Raw genomic sequence first — 14,543 nt, forward strand, 5'->3', positions numbered from 1 at the left:
TTCGGAATCGATCTCCTCGAAAGGTGTGAGCGTCCGCCCATGGGCGAGCCTCCCAGTACGCGACATCGCGCGAACCTCCCTGCCCTGTCCGATCATGGGACGGAGGTGACCCGATGACCGAAGTGCTCCTCCTGCTGGTGGCCATCCTGCTCTCGCTGGCCTGTGGTGCCTTCGTCGCGGCCGAGTTCTCGCTGACCACCGTCGAGCGCGGCGAGCTGGAGCGCGCGGTCGAGCGCGGCGAGCGGGGCGCCTCGGGCGCCCTGAAGGCCGTACGGAATCTGACCTTCCAGCTCTCCGGGGCGCAGCTCGGCATCACCGTCACCAATCTGGTCGTCGGCATGCTCGCCGAGCCGTCGATCGCCGTGCTCATCGCGGGCCCGCTCGAATCGCTGGGCATCTCGCACCCCGCGTCGAAGTCCGTCGCACTGGTGCTGGGTACGGCGCTGTCGACGGTGTTCCTGATGGTCGTAGGTGAGCTGGTGCCCAAGAACTGGGCGATCTCCTCGCCGCTCAGCGTGGCGAAACGGGTGGGCAACGCGCAGCGCTGGTTCAGTGCCGCGTTCCGCCCGTTCATCAGCCATCTGAACAACACGGCCAACCACGTGGTGCGCGCCCTCGGCCTGGAGCCCGCCGAGGAGCTGGCCTCCGCGCGCGGCCCGCAGGAGCTGGCCGCGCTGGCCCGGCACTCCGCCAGGGAGGGCGCCCTGGAGCCGGACACCGCCGAGCTGTTCGTACGGACCCTCAACCTCGCCGACCTCACCGCGGAGAACGTGATGACGCCCCGCGTCCAGGTCGTCGCCCTCGACGCCCAGGCGACCTGCGAGGACGTGGCCAACGCGACCCGGGCTACCGGGCTGTCCCGGTTCCCGGTGTACCGCGGCAACCTCGACGAGGTCGTCGGCACGGTCCACATCAAGGACGTCCTGGCGGTACCGGCGGACCGGCGGGCCCGCTCCCCCATCTCCCAGGTCGTCCGCGAACCCCTTCTCGTCCCGGAGTCCCTGACCGTGGACCGCCTCCTGGACCGGTTGTCCGGCAAGCGCACGATGGCCGTCGTCATCGACGAGTACGGCGGCACGGCGGGAGTCGCGACGCTGGAGGACATCGTCGAGGAGGTCGTGGGAGAGGTGCGGGACGAGCACGACCCGCACGAGACGCCCGACCTGGCCCCGGCCGGGACGGACGACGAGGGCCGCGCGCTGTACTCGGCGGACGGCGCCGCCCGCATGGACCAGCTCGCGCGCGTCGGACTGCGGGCGCCGGAGGGGCCGTACGAGACGCTGGCCGGTCTTGTCGCCACCGAGCTGGGGCGGATTCCGGAGGTCGGGGACACCGTCGAGGTCGCCGGGTGGCGGATCGACGTGGTGGACGCGTCCGGGCGGCGGGCCGCGCGGCTGCTGCTGCACGCGCCGCCCGACGACTCCGATGCCGACTCCGACTCCGTGCAGGGGGAGCTGTGACCGCCGTACAACTGCTGATCGGATTGGCGACGCTGGTCGTCAACGCTTTCTTCGTGGCCGCCGAGTTCGCGCTGATCTCGGTGCGCCGCAGCCAGATCGAGCCGCACGCGGAGCAGGGCGACCGGCGCGCCAAGAGCGTGCTGTGGGGTCTGCAGCACGTGTCGGCGCTGATGGCAGCGGCCCAGCTCGGCATCACGCTGTGCACGCTGGTGCTCGGCATCGTCGCCGAGCCGGCGATCGCGCATCTGCTGGAGCCGGTGTTCCACGCGGTCGGCGTCCCGGAGAGCGCGGGGCACGCGGTGTCCTTCGTGATCGCGCTGGCCGCCGCGACCTATCTGCACATGCTGCTCGGCGAGATGGTCCCGAAGAACATCGCCCTGGCCGAGCCGGTGCGCAGCGCCCTGCTGCTGGGCCCGCCGCTGGTGACGCTGTCCCGGGCCCTGCGCCCGGTGATCTTCACCATCAACGCGTTCGCCAACACCCTGCTCAAGCTCCTCCGCGTCGAGGTCAAGGACGAGGTCACGGCGAGCTTCTCGGACGCCGAACTCGCCCGGATCGTACGGGACTCCGGCGAGGCGGGACTCATCGACGAACGGGCCCTGGAGCGCCTGAACGACGCGCTGGAGCTGGGCAGACGGCCCGTACGGGACGTCGTCCTCCCCCTCGAACGCGTCGACTACGTGGTCGCCGGCATCACCCCGGCCGAGCTGGAGGTGCTGTCGGCCGAGTCAGGCTTCTCCCGCTTCCCGGTGGTCGACGGCGAGCGCCGCATCATCGGCTACCTGCACGTCAAGGACGCCCTCGACGCCTCACCGCGCGACGAGCCGTTCAAGGTGGAGGACATGCGGTCCATCGCGAACGTCCGGGAGACCACGCCCATGGACGACGTCCTCACCGCGATGCGCGGCAGCCGCACACATCTCGCGGCGGTCCAGGACGAGGAGGGGCGACTGACCGGCCTGGTGACCATGGAGGACGTGCTGCGGGAGCTGTTCGGGCAGCGGGCGTAGGCACGGCGAGCGGCGGTGGAGGGTCACCGACCGACGGGTATGGACACGGGATATCATCTTCGTCGCCATGCAGACGAATCCCACGCACACCAGCCTGGTCGCGATCGGCGACTCCTTCACCGAGGGCATGTCGGACCTCCTCCCGGACGGCTCCTACCGGGGTTGGGCCGACCTCCTCGCCGGACGGATGGCCGCCCGGACGCCCGGCTTCCGGTACGCCAACCTCGCCGTGCGCGGCAAGCTGATCGCGCAGATCGTCGACGAGCAGGTCGGCCCGGCGGCAGCCATGCAGCCCGATGTGATCACGCTGGTGGGCGGCCTGAACGACACCCTGCGCCCCAAGTGCGACATGGGCCGGGTGCGCGCCCTGCTGGAGGAGGCCGTCGAACGCCTCACCCCCGCCTGCAAGCACCTCGTGCTGATGCGCAGCCCCGGCCGCCAGGGCCCGGTCCTGGAGCGCTTCAGGCCGCGCATGGAGGAACTCTTCACCTGCGTCGACGACCTCGCCGACCGCCACGGCGCCCTCGTCGTGGACCTGTACAGCGCCCCCTCGCTAGGCGACCCGCGCGCGTGGGACGTCGACCGTCTCCACCTCACGGACGATGCCCACCGCCGCGTCGCCGAGGCCGTCTGGCAGACCCTCGGCTACGAGCCGGAGGACCCGGAGTGGCGCACCCCGATGCCGCCCACCCCGCCCCCGAACTGGACCGCCCGCCGCGTCGAGGACGTCCGCTTCACCCGCCAGTACCTCCTCCCCTGGATAGGCCGCCGCCTGACCGGCCGCTCCTCGGGCGACGGCCTCTCCCCCAAGCGCCCGGACCTGCTCCCCTACGAGGGCCCGGCGGCGTAACTCCCCATGACCACGCGGGTGATCAACGTCAGGGGCCGTATCCACGACTTCGGCCCCCGCCTGGAACTCGCCCCGCAGGACATCCTCTACGTAGGCCGCCGCTGGACCCTCGGCGGCTGGAACCTCCCCCGCCACCCGCTCTACAACCCCTTCGCCTACGACACCGCCACGCGCCGCCGGGACGGCACGCGCGCGGAGGTCATGGCGCAGTACCGGGCGTATCTGCTGGAGCGCCCTGATCTGCTGGCCCTGGTGCCGGCGCTGCGCGGACGGACGCTGGCCTGCTGGTGCGCGCCGCTGCTGTGCCACGCGGGGGTGCTGGCCGAGCTCGCGGACTCCGGGAGGGTGACGGAGGTCTCGTAGCTTCCGACGAACGTGGCCGTGGCGCTGGCCTGCACGAATCGCCAGTAGAATCCGTGCACGTGACTTCCGCTGCCGCCAAGCCCCGCATCCCGAACGTCCTCGCCGGACGCTACGCCTCCACCGAGCTCGCCACGCTCTGGTCCCCCGAGCAGAAGGTGAAGCTGGAGCGGCAGCTCTGGCTCGCTGTGCTGCGGGCCCAGAAGGACCTCGGGATCGAGGTGCCGGACGCGGCGATCGCGGACTACGAGCGCGTGCTCGACCAGGTCGACCTGGCTTCGATCGCCGAGCGCGAGAAGGTCACGCGGCACGACGTGAAGGCGCGGATCGAGGAGTTCAACGATCTCGCCGGGCACGAGCAGGTCCACAAGGGCATGACGTCCCGCGACCTGACGGAGAACGTCGAGCAGTTGCAGATCCGGCTCTCCCTGGAGCTGATGCGCGACCGTACGGTGGCCGTCCTGGCCCGTCTCGGCAAGCTGGCCGGCGAGTACGGCGAGCTGGTCATGGCCGGCCGTTCGCACAACGTCGCCGCGCAGGCCACCACCCTCGGCAAGCGCTTCGCGACCGCCGCCGACGAACTGCTCGTGGCGTACGGCCGGGTCGAGGAGCTGCTCGGCCGCTACCCGCTGCGCGGCATCAAGGGCCCGGTGGGCACGGCGCAGGACATGCTGGACCTGCTCGGCGGTGACGCGGCGAAGCTCGCGGAGCTGGAGCAGCGGATCGCCTCCCACCTCGGTTTCTCGCAGGCGTTCACCTCGGTCGGCCAGGTGTATCCGCGCTCGCTGGACTACGAGGTGGTGACCGCGCTGGTGCAGGTCGCGGCGGGGCCCTCGTCGCTGGCGAAGACGATCCGGCTGATGGCCGGGCTCGAACTGGTCACCGAGGGCTTCAAGCCGGGCCAGGTCGGTTCCTCTGCGATGCCGCACAAGATGAACACCCGCTCCTGCGAGCGCGTCAACGGCCTGATGGTCATCCTGCGCGGCTACGCGTCGATGACCGGCGAGCTGGCGGGCGACCAGTGGAACGAGGGCGACGTCTCGTGCTCGGTGGTGCGCCGGGTGGCTCTCCCCGACGCGTTCTTCGCGCTCGACGGTCTGCTGGAGACGTTCCTGACCGTGCTCGACGAGTTCGGTGCCTTCCCGGCGGTCGTGGCGCGGGAGCTGGACCGCTATCTGCCGTTCCTCGCGACGACCAAGGTGCTGATGGCCGCGGTCCGCGCGGGTGTCGGCCGTGAGGTCGCGCACGAGGCCATCAAGGAGAACGCCGTCGCCTCCGCGCTGGCGATGCGGGAGCAGGGCGCCGAGCGCAACGAGCTGCTGGACAAGCTCGCCGCCGACGAGCGGATCCCGCTGGACCGCGCGCAGTTGGCCGCGCTGATGGCCGACAAGCTCTCCTTCACGGGCGCCGCCGCCGACCAGGTCGCCGCCGTGGTCGCCCGGGTCGAGGAGCTGGCGAAGCAGCACCCGGAGGCCGCGGGCTACACCCCCGGGGCGATCCTCTGACGCCTCCGACGCCTCCGAAGCGCTTCACCCAGGCCGAGCTGGAGGCCGCCCGCGACCGTCTCGTACCGGACGTCGTCGCGGACGGCCTCGCCGTGCTGTTCTGCGGCATCAACCCCGGCCTGATGACGGCGGCCACGGGCCACCACTTCGCCCGTCCCGGCAACCGTTTCTGGCCGGTGCTCCACCTGTCCGGCTTCACCCCGAGGCTCATGAAGCCCGCGGAGCAGGCGGAGTTGCTCTCGCACGGCCTCGGCATCACGAACGTGGTGGCACGGGCGACGGCCCGTGCCGACGAACTGAGCGCGGAGGAGTACCGGGAGGGCGGGCAACTGCTCGCGTCGAAGCTGACCGGGTGGAAGCCGCGGTGGCTCGCGGTGCTGGGCGTCACCGCCTACCGGGCTGCCTTCGACGACCGCCGGGCCCAAGTGGGGCCGCAGGAGCGGACGTTCGGGGACACACGCGTGTGGGTGCTGCCCAATCCGAGCGGGCTCAACGCGCATTGGACGGCGGCGACGATGGCCGAGGAGTTCGGGCGGCTGCGGGACGCTGCGCGGGGATAGCTGGTCATGTGATCCAGTAGACCAGCCGGCACTGACAATCGGCGGGGCGTCGGCGTCCTGCCCAGGTCAGGCGTCCCGGCGCCGTACGCTCCACGCGCCCGCCGCCAACGCCGCCGCCGTCCACAGCGCCGTCACCCCGAGCCCGGTCCAGGGGCCCATCGCGCCGTCCCAGGTCTCGTGGAGCGCCACCTGGCCGGCCCGGTCGGGGAGGAGGTCCGCGATGTCGTTCGACATGTCGCCGACCACGAAGGACACGATCAGCAGGAACGGGACGAGGATGCCCAGTGTCGCCGCTCCGCTGCGCAGCACCGCCGTGAGACCGGCCGCGAACAGTGCCATCAGCGTGAGGTAGAGGGCGCAGCCGACCACACCGCGCGTCTGCTCCGCCCAGCCGAGCCCGTCGGCCTTGGCGCCGAGCACCACCTTGCCCGCCATCAAGGTCAACAGGCCGGTGACCAGACCGACGGCCAGCACGGGTACGGCGATCGCCGTCGCCTTGGCCGCGAACCAGCGCCCCCGGTGCGGCACCGCGGCCAACGACAGCCGTAGCGCCCCGCCCTGGAACTCGGAGGACACGGCGGTCGTGCCGAAGGCGATCGCCGCGATCTGCCCGAAGGTCACACCGAAGAAGACCGCGAACAGTGGGTCGAAGTCGTCGCCGCCGGTGTCGGACGAGGCGAGCGCGGAGAAGAGCGCCGTCACCGCGAGGATCGTGGCGAGGGACGCGAGCTGGGAGCGCAGGGTACGGATCTTGATCCACTCGGAGTGGAACACGGGTGTGAATGCCATGGTCAGGCCTCCTGGTGCTGTGCGGTGAACTCGGTCTCGGTGGCCGTCAGATCGAGATAGGCCTGTTCCAACGTGCCCTCGGCAAGGGCCAGTTCGAGGATCGGGACGCCGGCGGTGGACAACAGGGCGCCGATCTCGTCCACGCGTGCGTGCGTCACGGTCCAGTGCCCGTCCTCGTGCTCCACGGCGTCGTGGCCGTGCCGGGCGAGCGCGCTCTTGAGGGCGCCGGCGTCCGTCGTACGGATGCGTACGTGGGGTTGCACGCGCGCGTCGATGAAGTCCCGCATGGGGGTGTCGGCGAGGAGTCGGCCGCGTCCGAGGACGACGAGGTGGTCGGCGAAGGAGGCGGTCTCGTTCATGAGGTGGCTGGAGACCAGGACCGTGCGGCCCTCCGTCGCCAGTCGGCGCAGCAACTCCCGGATCCAGACGATGCCTTCGGGGTCGAGGCCGTTCGACGGCTCGTCCAGGAGGACGACCTCGGGGTCGCCCAGGAGGGCACCGGCGATGCCCAGACGCTGACGCATACCCAGGGAGTACGTCTTCACCCGGCGCCGTGCGACCGACGCGAGTCCCGTCTCCTCCAGTACCGCGTCGACCCGGGCGACCGGGATGCGGTTGCTCGCCGCCAGGGCGCGCAGATGGTCACGGCCGGTGCGGGATCCGTGCGCGGCCTGCGCGTCGAGGAGGGCGCCCACGTGGCGCAGCGGCTCGGTGAGCGCGGCGTAGGGGTGGCCGCCGATGGTGGCGGTTCCGGAGGTGGGGCGGTCGAGGCCGAGGACCAGGCGCATGGTGGTGGACTTTCCGGCGCCGTTGGGGCCGAGGAAGCCGGTGACCTTGCCGGGGCGGACGTCGAAGGTGACGTGGTCCACGGCTCGTCGGGTGCCGTACTCCTTGGTGAGGTCTCGTACGTCGATGCTGGTCATGACCAACAGCCTGGCCGTGCACGGGGGTTGGGGCCTCCCCCGCCGGTGGAGATCGTCTCCCTCGCCCGGGGGAGGCCGATTGTCAGTGCCGGCTGTCACGATGTCGGAATGGCCCGCTTCCTGCGCCCGCTGCTCCGGGGGACGACGTATACGCGTCTGCTGCACCTCTGGGTGCCGATGCTGCTCACCGCCGTGTGGATCTTGATCAGCCCTGAAACGCCTTATGCACCCGCCCTCGCGCTGATCCCGGTCGGCCTGATCCCGGCCGTGCGGATCGGCGAGGGGGTGCAGGCGCAGCTGCTGCTGACGCCGGGCAGGGAGGACTCGGGGATCTCCGTGGCGCCGTCGGCGACCTGGCGGGACCGGGGGCGCACCGTGCTGTGGCTGGAGGCGCGGATGGCTCTGGGCTGGGCGACCTCGTTCGCCTGCGTCTGGCTGCCGGTCATCGCCTTCCAGCTGATCGAGGCCGCACGCGGGCGCGTGCCCAACGACGTATGGCTTCTCAAGGAGGCGACGCCGCACGGCTGGTACGCCTTCCTGGTGCCCCTGCCCCTGATCGCCCTGTACGCGGCTGTGGTCGGGCTCGGCACGTTGGCCACGCTGCTGGCGCGGAAGCTGCTCGGCCCCTCGCGCGCCGAGCAACTCGCCGCGCTGGAGGAACGCACCGAGCAACTACTGGAACGCAACCGCATCGCGCGGGAGTTGCACGACTCGATCGGGCACGCGCTGACCGTGGCGGTGGTGCAGGCAGGCGCGGCACGGGCGGCGGGAGACCCGGAGTTCACCGAGCGCGCGCTGGGCGCCATCGAGGAGACCGGCCGGGCCGCTCTGGAGGACCTGGAGCGCGTGTTGGGTGTGTTGCGGGAGGCGGAGCGGCCGGTGAGCAGTCGGCCGACGCTGGTGGACGCCGACCGGTTGCTGGAGTCGGCGCGGGCCTCCGGGGCGAAGGTCGACGCGGAGGTGACGGGGCCGTTGGAGACGGTGTCGGGGCCGGTCTCCCGGGAGGGGTACCGGATTCTGCAGGAGGCGCTGACCAATGTGCTGCGGCACGCCGGGGCCGTCCCCGTCCGGGTGCGCATCCAGGTCGCCGACGGCACCCTCGGTCTGGAGGTCCGCAATCCGCTGACGGCGGCGATATCGGCGCCGGGCCGGGGCAGTGGTCTGCGGGGCATACGCGAGCGTGCCGCACTGCTAGGGGGCCGGGCGTACACCGGGCCGGACGAAGGTGACTGGCAGGTGCACGCGGAGCTGCCGTTGTGCTGATCTAGGCTGGCCGGATGCCGGTCACCGTTCTCCTGGTCGATGACGAACCCCTCGTACGCGCGGGTCTGCGGGCGGTGCTGGAGGCGCAGCCGGACATCGAGGTGGTCGGTGAGGCCGCCGACGGGGCGGCGGTGATCCCGCTGGTGCGGCGGTTGCGGCCGGACGTGGTCGCCATGGACGTACGGATGCCTCTCCTGGACGGCATCGAGGCCACGCGCGCGGTGCTGCGCACGGTCGCCGATCCGCCGAAGATCCTGGTCATCACGACCTTCGAGAACGACGAGTACGTGTACGAGGCGCTGCGGGCCGGTGCCGACGGGTTCCTGCTGAAGCGGGCCCGGCCGGCCGAGATCGTGCACGCGGTACGGCTGGTGGCCGAGGGCGAGTCGCTGCTGTTCCCGGCCTCCGTACGGCAGTTGGCCGCGGAGTACGGCGACGAGGGCGGGAACCGGGCGGCGCGCGCGGTGATGGAGCGGGCCCGGTTGACCGAGCGTGAGGCCGAGGTGCTGCGGCTGATGGCGAGGGGTTTGTCGAACGCGGAGATCGCCGCGCGGCTGGTCGTCGGGACCGAGACGGTGAAGTCGCATGTGAGCGCCGTACTGGCGAAGCTGGGGGCGCGGGACCGTACACAGGCGGTGATCGCGGCGTACGAGTCGGGGTTCGTCGCGCCGGGGTGAACAGGTGGGGCGGGTGGGCCGAGGGCGCCCGGCACTCGCCGGGGTCCGCCGCGCCGAGTACGATCCGCCCAACACGCGCACGAGCTGGGAGGACAGACCTTGGCGGGGCTGACCGGCGGGGACCCCTCGCTGCTGCGGAGGATCAACTCCGCGGTGGTGTTGCACGCGTTGCGTGCCACGGACTGCGCCACGCTGACGGAGATCACCCGGGTGACCGGGCTGTCCCGGCCGACCGTCGAGGGAGTCGTCGAGGGTCTGATCGAGGCCGGGCTGGTCGTCGAGAAGGCGGCCGACGAGAGCGTTGTACGGCGGCAGGGGCGGCCCGCGCGGCGGTTCAGGTTCCGGGCCGAGGCGGGGCATCTGCTGGGCCTGGAGATCGGCGCGCATCGCGTCGCCGTGCTCCTCGCCGATCTGGACGGCCGGGTGCTCGGCGCGATCGCCAAGGACGTCGACGAGACGGCTTCGGCGGACGAGCGCCTGGAGCGGCTGCGCACCGCGGTCGCCGAGCTGCTGCGCCGGGCCGGAGTCGCCCGCGGTTCGCTGCGCGCGGTGGGCGTCGCCACGCCGGGCATCGTCGAGGCGGACGGCACCGTGCGGCTGGGCACCGCGCTCCCCCAGTGGACGGGGCTGCACCTGGGCGAGCGGCTGAGCCGTTCCTTCAAGTGCCCGGTGCTGGTCGAGAACGACGCGAACGCGGCGGCGGTCGCCGAGCACTGGAAGGGCGCGGCCACCGAGTCCGACGACATGGTGATGGTGCTGGCCGGGTTGAGTCCCGGCGCCGGCTCGCTGATCGGCGGGCGGCTGCACCGGGGGTATCGCGGGGCGGCCGGTGAGATCGGCGCGCTGCATCTGCTGGGGCGGGATGTCACTCCGGAGACGTTGCTTTCCACCACGGACGAGCCGCTGCATCCGCTGGACGAGCAGGCGGTCGCGCGGGTCTTCGCGCTGGCCCGCGACGGTGACCAGCGGGCCCGGGCGGCCGTCGACCGGTTCATCCAACGCCTTGTGCACGATGTCGCCGCGCTGGTGCTGGCGCTCGATCCGGAGCTGGTCGTCGTGGGCGGGTGGGCGGCCGGGCTGGACGGTGTACTGGAACCGTTGCGGCGGGAGTTGGCGCGGTATTGCCTGCGGCCGCCGAAGGTCGCCCTGTCGTTGCTCGGTGAGGCGGCTGCGGCTACGGGGGCGTTGCGGTTGGCTCTGGACCACGTGGAGGAGCAGTTGTTCGCGGTCGAGGGCACGGTGACGCGGCGCTAGCTTGGCGGTGGGGTTGGTTTTTGGGTGCGGGTCCGTTGTGGCCGGCCGTGAGGTCGTGTGTGGGGTGCGGCGCCGTTGGGGCTGGGTGCGATGGTCGTGTGGCGGGTGCGGGTCCGTTGTGGCTGGGCGCGCAGTTCCCCGCGCCCCTTGGGGGGTGCCGTGCCCGGCGCTGAGAAGGAAACCCGTCGCGCCCCGGACTCGTCCGGGGCGCGACGGGTTTCGCTGTGATCTCGGTCAGGAAGCCTGGCGTTCCGGGCCGTGGTGGATTTCGACGCCGCCGGAGTCGGCGAAGGTCAGTCGGCAGGTGTCCGCGCGGTAGGTCGCGACGGAGACCGCGGTGGTGCGGCCCTCGGCGAAGAAGCGGGTGGTGACGACGAGAACCGGTGCCCCGGGGAGGCGGTCCAGTTCCTTGGCGTCGTCCGCGCGGGCCGAGCCGAGTTCGACGGCACGGTCCTGGCCCTCCAGTTCGAGGCGCTGCAACTCGCGCAGTACCGCACGCGCGCGTGCCACCGCGGACGGAGCGTCTATCGCGGAGAGGTCGGGCACCGACGACTCCGGGATGTAGAGCAATTCGGCGGCGACCGGCTGGCCGTGGCTCACCCGGGAGCGCCGCACGGTGTGCACCAGTTCCCCGGAACCGGTCTCCAGGACGTCGGCGACGGCCGCCGGCGGAGTCGCCAGGACACAGTCGACGGACTGCCAGGCGTCCCCCGCGGCGCCCGGCCAGGCGTGCTGTTGGGTGCCGACGGCGACGCCCATGCGGGGCGGCGCGACGGTCGTGCCGACGCCGCGGCGGCGCTGCAGCCGGCCTTCCAGTTCGAGTTGTTCCAGAGCCTGCCGGAGCGTGGCCCGGGCGACGCCGAAGCGGGCTGCCAGGTCTCGCTCGTTGGGCAGGATCTCGCCCACGGAGAACTCGGAGTCCAGTGCCTCACTGAGCACTGTCTTGAGATGCCAGTACTTCGGCTCCGGCACCGATTCCAACTGCGTGGTCCCCACCCTGTCCTCCGCAATCGCCGTGGTCCGGCCGCGTTTTAGCGCCCTTGTTTATTAAAGGTTGTTTCACTTATCTGTGACCATAGGACGGCCCACACCCTTGGTCAAGACCAATCCTCGATCCCACAGGCACCACAGAGAGCGGTTGCCGTGGAGCGTTCACGGGGCGTTCACAATGGGCCTGTTTCGTGACACGACGGCAAAGCCCCCGTCGTGAAACGGGGGCTCTGCCGGGGCCTCGGCTAAGCGGAAGCCAACGACCGGAGCTTGTCGGGGTTGCGGACGATATAGACGGAACGGATGCGTCCGGCGGATACGTCCACCTGGAGGACGCTGTCGGGCGTGTCACCCGAAAGGATCAGTACCGCGGGTCCGCCGTTGAGCTCAAGGAAGCGGAACGACATCTCCTGGACGCCCTTCTCCGCGATGGCGACAAGGAAGCGGCCCACATTGTCGGCGCTCTCCAGGATTCGCAGCGGCGCCTTGGACTTGCCGCCGCTGTCACCCACCAGCCGGACGTCCGGGGCGAGCAGCGCCATGAGGCCCGCCAGGTCGCCCTCGGCCGCCGCGGCGAGGAACCGCTCGGTCAGATCGCGGCGTTGGGCCGGGTCGACCTCGTAGCGCGGGCGCCGTTCGTCGACGTGCTTGCGGGCGCGTCCGGCGAGTTGGCGTACCGCGGGCTCGCCTCGGTCCAGCATGGCCGCGATGTCGGCGTAGGGGTAGCCGAACGCCTCTCTGAGGACGAACACGGCGCGTTCCAGCGGCGACAGCGACTCCAGGACGACGAGTACGGCGAAGGAGACGGAGTCGGCGAGCACGGCGCGCTCCGCCGTGTCCGGGACGGTGTCCCCGAAGTCGGTGACGTACGGCTCGGGCAGCCACGGGCCTACGTAGGCCTCGCCGCGCGCCTTGACCTGGCGCAGTCGGTCGATCGCGAGGCGGGTGGTGACGCGCACCAGGTAGGCACGTGGTGCGCGGACCGTGTCGCGGTCGGCGCCGGACCAGCGCAGCCAGGCCTCCTGGACCACGTCCTCGGCGTCGGCCACCCGCCCGAGCATGCGGTAGGCCACTCCCATGAGGACGGGACGGTGCTCTTCGAAGACATCGGTTTCGGCGTCGGTGGTCACAGTGCCATCCCATGTGACGGATAGGCCGCGTGTCCAGGAGAAAGCGCGTGTCCCGGAGCAGAATGGGCCACGGGCCGGCGGTGTCCGGCGACTCTTTCCGGAGGTGGCCATGCGGTATGGGGTGCTGGGCACGGGCGAGGTGGGCCGCACCTTGGGCGGCAAGCTGGTCGGGCTGGGGCACGAGGTGACCCTGGGCTCGCGCACGAAGGACAATCCGGCCGCTGCGAAGTGGGCCGAGAGCACGGGTGCGGGAGCGGGTACGGGCACGTTCGCGGAGGCCGCCGCGGCGGGTGAGGTGATCGTGAACGCCGTGGGCGGCCGGGTGGCGCTCGCCGCGCTGGAGGCGGCCGGGGCGGAGCACCTCGACGGCAAGGTCGTCCTCGACGTCTCCAACCCCATGGCGTTCGAGGACGGCCGGCTCAGGCTGTCGCCCGTGGAGTCGGACAGCGTGGGCGAGCAGATCCAGCGCGCCTTCCCGCACGCGCGCGTGGTGAAGTCCCTCAACACCGTCAACTGCCAGGTGATGGTGGAGCCTTCGCTCGTGCCGGGCGAGCACCAGGTGTTCGTGTCCGGCGCGGACGTGGCGGCCAAGGCCCAGGTGACGGCCCTGCTCGGGGAGTTCGGCTGGCCGCCGCACCGGGTGCTGGACCTGGGCGGCATCGAGTCGGCGCGTGCCGTCGAGATGATGCTGCCGCTGTGGCTGAGCCTGTTCCAGAGTCTCGGGCACGCCGAGTTCAACCTGGAGGTGCGCAGGGCGCGTTGAGGGTCGCAGGGACCATCCGGAGCGAAAAGGAGGTCTACGACACCTGGGGCTACCGGTCGGTAGCAGTTGCTGACAAACTGTCTACGCGGCCTGTACGGCGTCCGTCAGCGCGTCCCAGACGAGGAGCACCCCCATGTCCGCCACCGTCTCCTTCCCGGTTCCCTCTCCGCACGGCCCGCGGACCGTGACCGTGTCCTACGCGCGCGTGGGCCGCGGCGAACCGCTGCTCCTGCTGCACGGCATAGGCCATCACCGGCAGGCCTGGGACCCGGTGGTGGACGTCCTCGCGACCGAGCGGGACGTGATCGCCGTGGACCTGCCCGGGTTCGGTGCGTCCCCCGCGCTGCCCGAGGGGCTGGCGTACGACCTGTCCACGACGGCCGCCGTGTTCCGGGCCTTCTGCGAGGCGCTGGGACTCGACCGTCCGCATGTGGCGGGCAACTCGCTCGGCGGTCTGATGGCCCTGGAGCTGGGCCGCGAGAAGGTCGTACGGTCCGTCACGGCCCTGTCCCCGGCCGGGTTCTGGTCCCAGGCCGAGCGTCGCTACGCCTTCGGTGTGCTGCTCACCATGCGGCGGATCGCCCGCGGCATGCCGCTCCCGATGGTCGAGCGGCTGGCGCGCACGGCGGTCGGCCGCACCGCGCTCACCAGCACCATCTACGCCCGCCCTGGCCGCCGTTCACCCGAGGCCGTGGTCGCCGAGACGCTCGCGCTGGTCAACGCCACCGGGTTCGACGACACGCTCCGGGCCGGTATCAGCGTGCGGTTCACCGACGACATCCCCGGTGTCCCGGTGACCGTGGCATGGGGCACCCGGGACCGGCTGCTGCTGCGCCGCCAGGGGGTCCGGGCCAAGCAGTTGATCCCGCGCTCCCGACTGGTGCGGCTGCCCGGCTGCGGGCACTGCCCGATGAACGACGACCCGGCCCTGGTCGCGCGCGTCATCCTCGACGGCAGCCGCTGACCGGCGCGGCAGCAGCGCCGACGCGCCCGATCCCAGGGCGACTCC

At 71.6% G+C, this 14,543-nt stretch carries 15 protein-coding genes; 11 read left to right on the forward strand and 4 right to left on the reverse strand.

Annotated features, from left to right (window positions below):
- Nucleotides 1-113 precede the first annotated feature (113 nt).
- The 6 genes from ACIQBL_RS20575 to mug all read left to right on the forward strand — a co-directional run bounded on the left by ACIQBL_RS20575 (nucleotide 114) and on the right by mug (nucleotide 5,745).
- Nucleotides 114-1,460 carry a hemolysin family protein gene (locus ACIQBL_RS20575; protein WP_401943784.1) on the forward strand — a complete coding sequence of 449 codons (1,347 nt, stop codon included), beginning with the start codon at nucleotides 114-116 and terminating at the stop codon, nucleotides 1,458-1,460.
- Nucleotides 1,457-2,470 (forward strand): hemolysin family protein, encoded by a 1,014-nt coding sequence (locus ACIQBL_RS20580; RefSeq protein WP_401943786.1) that lies wholly within the window; start codon nucleotides 1,457-1,459, stop codon nucleotides 2,468-2,470. Before ACIQBL_RS20575 ends, ACIQBL_RS20580 begins: the two co-directional genes overlap by 4 nt.
- A 67-nt stretch (nucleotides 2,471-2,537) precedes the next feature.
- On the forward strand, nucleotides 2,538-3,320 hold the full coding sequence (locus tag ACIQBL_RS20585; protein ID WP_401943788.1) for an SGNH/GDSL hydrolase family protein: 783 nt from the start codon (nucleotides 2,538-2,540) through the stop codon (nucleotides 3,318-3,320).
- Between the two features lie 6 nt (nucleotides 3,321-3,326).
- The gene (locus tag ACIQBL_RS20590; protein ID WP_401943790.1) at nucleotides 3,327-3,683 is read left to right on the forward strand and encodes a DUF4326 domain-containing protein; all 357 of its coding nucleotides are present in this window, start codon (nucleotides 3,327-3,329) and stop codon (nucleotides 3,681-3,683) included.
- Nucleotides 3,684-3,742: 59 nt separating this feature from the next.
- Nucleotides 3,743-5,185, forward strand: a complete 1,443-nt coding sequence (gene purB / locus ACIQBL_RS20595) for an adenylosuccinate lyase (protein WP_401943792.1) — start codon at nucleotides 3,743-3,745, stop codon at nucleotides 5,183-5,185.
- 38 nt (nucleotides 5,186-5,223) lie between these two features.
- Nucleotides 5,224-5,745, forward strand: a complete 522-nt coding sequence (gene mug, locus ACIQBL_RS20600) for a G/U mismatch-specific DNA glycosylase (RefSeq protein ID WP_401944041.1) — start codon at nucleotides 5,224-5,226, stop codon at nucleotides 5,743-5,745.
- A gap of 66 nt (nucleotides 5,746-5,811) precedes the next feature.
- On the opposite strand, the gene ACIQBL_RS20605 is transcribed toward mug, so the two are convergent.
- Together ACIQBL_RS20605 and ACIQBL_RS20610 are read right to left on the reverse strand one after the other, a co-directional pair.
- Nucleotides 5,812-6,534, reverse strand: a complete 723-nt coding sequence (locus ACIQBL_RS20605; protein WP_401943793.1) for an ABC transporter permease subunit — start codon at nucleotides 6,532-6,534, stop codon at nucleotides 5,812-5,814.
- Between the two features lie 2 nt (nucleotides 6,535-6,536).
- A complete protein-coding gene (locus ACIQBL_RS20610; RefSeq protein WP_401943795.1) occupies nucleotides 6,537-7,457 on the reverse strand; it encodes an ABC transporter ATP-binding protein in 921 nt (306 codons plus the stop codon).
- Between the two features lie 108 nt (nucleotides 7,458-7,565).
- Here ACIQBL_RS20610 and ACIQBL_RS20615 point away from each other — a divergent pair, with 108 nt between their 5' ends.
- From ACIQBL_RS20615 to ACIQBL_RS20625, 3 genes are all read left to right on the forward strand, one after another.
- Entirely contained in the window at nucleotides 7,566-8,720 is a 1,155-nt protein-coding gene (locus tag ACIQBL_RS20615) for a sensor histidine kinase (protein WP_401943797.1), read from the forward strand.
- 14 nt (nucleotides 8,721-8,734) lie between these two features.
- Complete coding sequence (locus tag ACIQBL_RS20620; protein ID WP_401943799.1) at nucleotides 8,735-9,397, forward strand: response regulator; 663 nt, start codon at nucleotides 8,735-8,737, stop codon at nucleotides 9,395-9,397.
- 99 nt (nucleotides 9,398-9,496) lie between these two features.
- On the forward strand, nucleotides 9,497-10,651 hold the full coding sequence (locus ACIQBL_RS20625) for an ROK family transcriptional regulator (RefSeq protein WP_401943801.1): 1,155 nt from the start codon (nucleotides 9,497-9,499) through the stop codon (nucleotides 10,649-10,651).
- 234 nt (nucleotides 10,652-10,885) lie between these two features.
- On the opposite strand, the gene ACIQBL_RS20630 is transcribed toward ACIQBL_RS20625, so the two are convergent.
- Nucleotides 10,886-11,647 carry a GntR family transcriptional regulator gene (locus ACIQBL_RS20630; protein ID WP_401943803.1) on the reverse strand — a complete coding sequence of 254 codons (762 nt, stop codon included), beginning with the start codon at nucleotides 11,645-11,647 and terminating at the stop codon, nucleotides 10,886-10,888.
- A gap of 239 nt (nucleotides 11,648-11,886) precedes the next feature.
- Complete coding sequence (locus tag ACIQBL_RS20635; RefSeq protein ID WP_401943805.1) at nucleotides 11,887-12,771, reverse strand: RNA polymerase sigma-70 factor; 885 nt, start codon at nucleotides 12,769-12,771, stop codon at nucleotides 11,887-11,889.
- A gap of 109 nt (nucleotides 12,772-12,880) precedes the next feature.
- On the opposite strand from ACIQBL_RS20635, the gene ACIQBL_RS20640 reads away from it, so the two are divergent.
- Together ACIQBL_RS20640 and ACIQBL_RS20645 are read left to right on the forward strand one after the other, a co-directional pair.
- Nucleotides 12,881-13,534: an NADPH-dependent F420 reductase gene (locus ACIQBL_RS20640; RefSeq protein WP_401943807.1), complete on the forward strand. Its 654-nt coding sequence runs from the start codon at nucleotides 12,881-12,883 to the stop codon at nucleotides 13,532-13,534.
- 133 nt (nucleotides 13,535-13,667) lie between these two features.
- A complete protein-coding gene (locus ACIQBL_RS20645; RefSeq protein ID WP_401943808.1) occupies nucleotides 13,668-14,498 on the forward strand; it encodes an alpha/beta fold hydrolase in 831 nt (276 codons plus the stop codon).
- Nucleotides 14,499-14,543 lie beyond the last annotated feature (45 nt).

This window comes from Streptomyces sp. NPDC088350, from assembly GCF_044753545.1.
In the GTDB taxonomy this organism is placed as follows: domain Bacteria; phylum Actinomycetota; class Actinomycetes; order Streptomycetales; family Streptomycetaceae; genus Streptomyces.

Bases quoted from the DNA above. Each gene is read 5' to 3' on its own strand.
- ACIQBL_RS20610 (WP_401943795.1), bottom strand. From the start codon at position 7,457: ATGACCAGCATCGACGTACGAGACCTCACCAAGGAGTACGGCACCCGA.
- ACIQBL_RS20615 (WP_401943797.1), top strand. From the start codon at position 7,566: ATGGCCCGCTTCCTGCGCCCGCTGCTCCGGGGGACGACGTATACGCGT.
- ACIQBL_RS20645 (WP_401943808.1), top strand. From the start codon at position 13,668: ATGTCCGCCACCGTCTCCTTCCCGGTTCCCTCTCCGCACGGCCCGCGG.
- ACIQBL_RS20575 (WP_401943784.1), top strand. From the start codon at position 114: ATGACCGAAGTGCTCCTCCTGCTGGTGGCCATCCTGCTCTCGCTGGCC.
- ACIQBL_RS20640 (WP_401943807.1), top strand. From the start codon at position 12,881: ATGCGGTATGGGGTGCTGGGCACGGGCGAGGTGGGCCGCACCTTGGGC.
- ACIQBL_RS20585 (WP_401943788.1), top strand. From the start codon at position 2,538: ATGCAGACGAATCCCACGCACACCAGCCTGGTCGCGATCGGCGACTCC.
- ACIQBL_RS20590 (WP_401943790.1), top strand. From the start codon at position 3,327: ATGACCACGCGGGTGATCAACGTCAGGGGCCGTATCCACGACTTCGGC.
- ACIQBL_RS20620 (WP_401943799.1), top strand. From the start codon at position 8,735: ATGCCGGTCACCGTTCTCCTGGTCGATGACGAACCCCTCGTACGCGCG.
- ACIQBL_RS20605 (WP_401943793.1), bottom strand. From the start codon at position 6,534: ATGGCATTCACACCCGTGTTCCACTCCGAGTGGATCAAGATCCGTACC.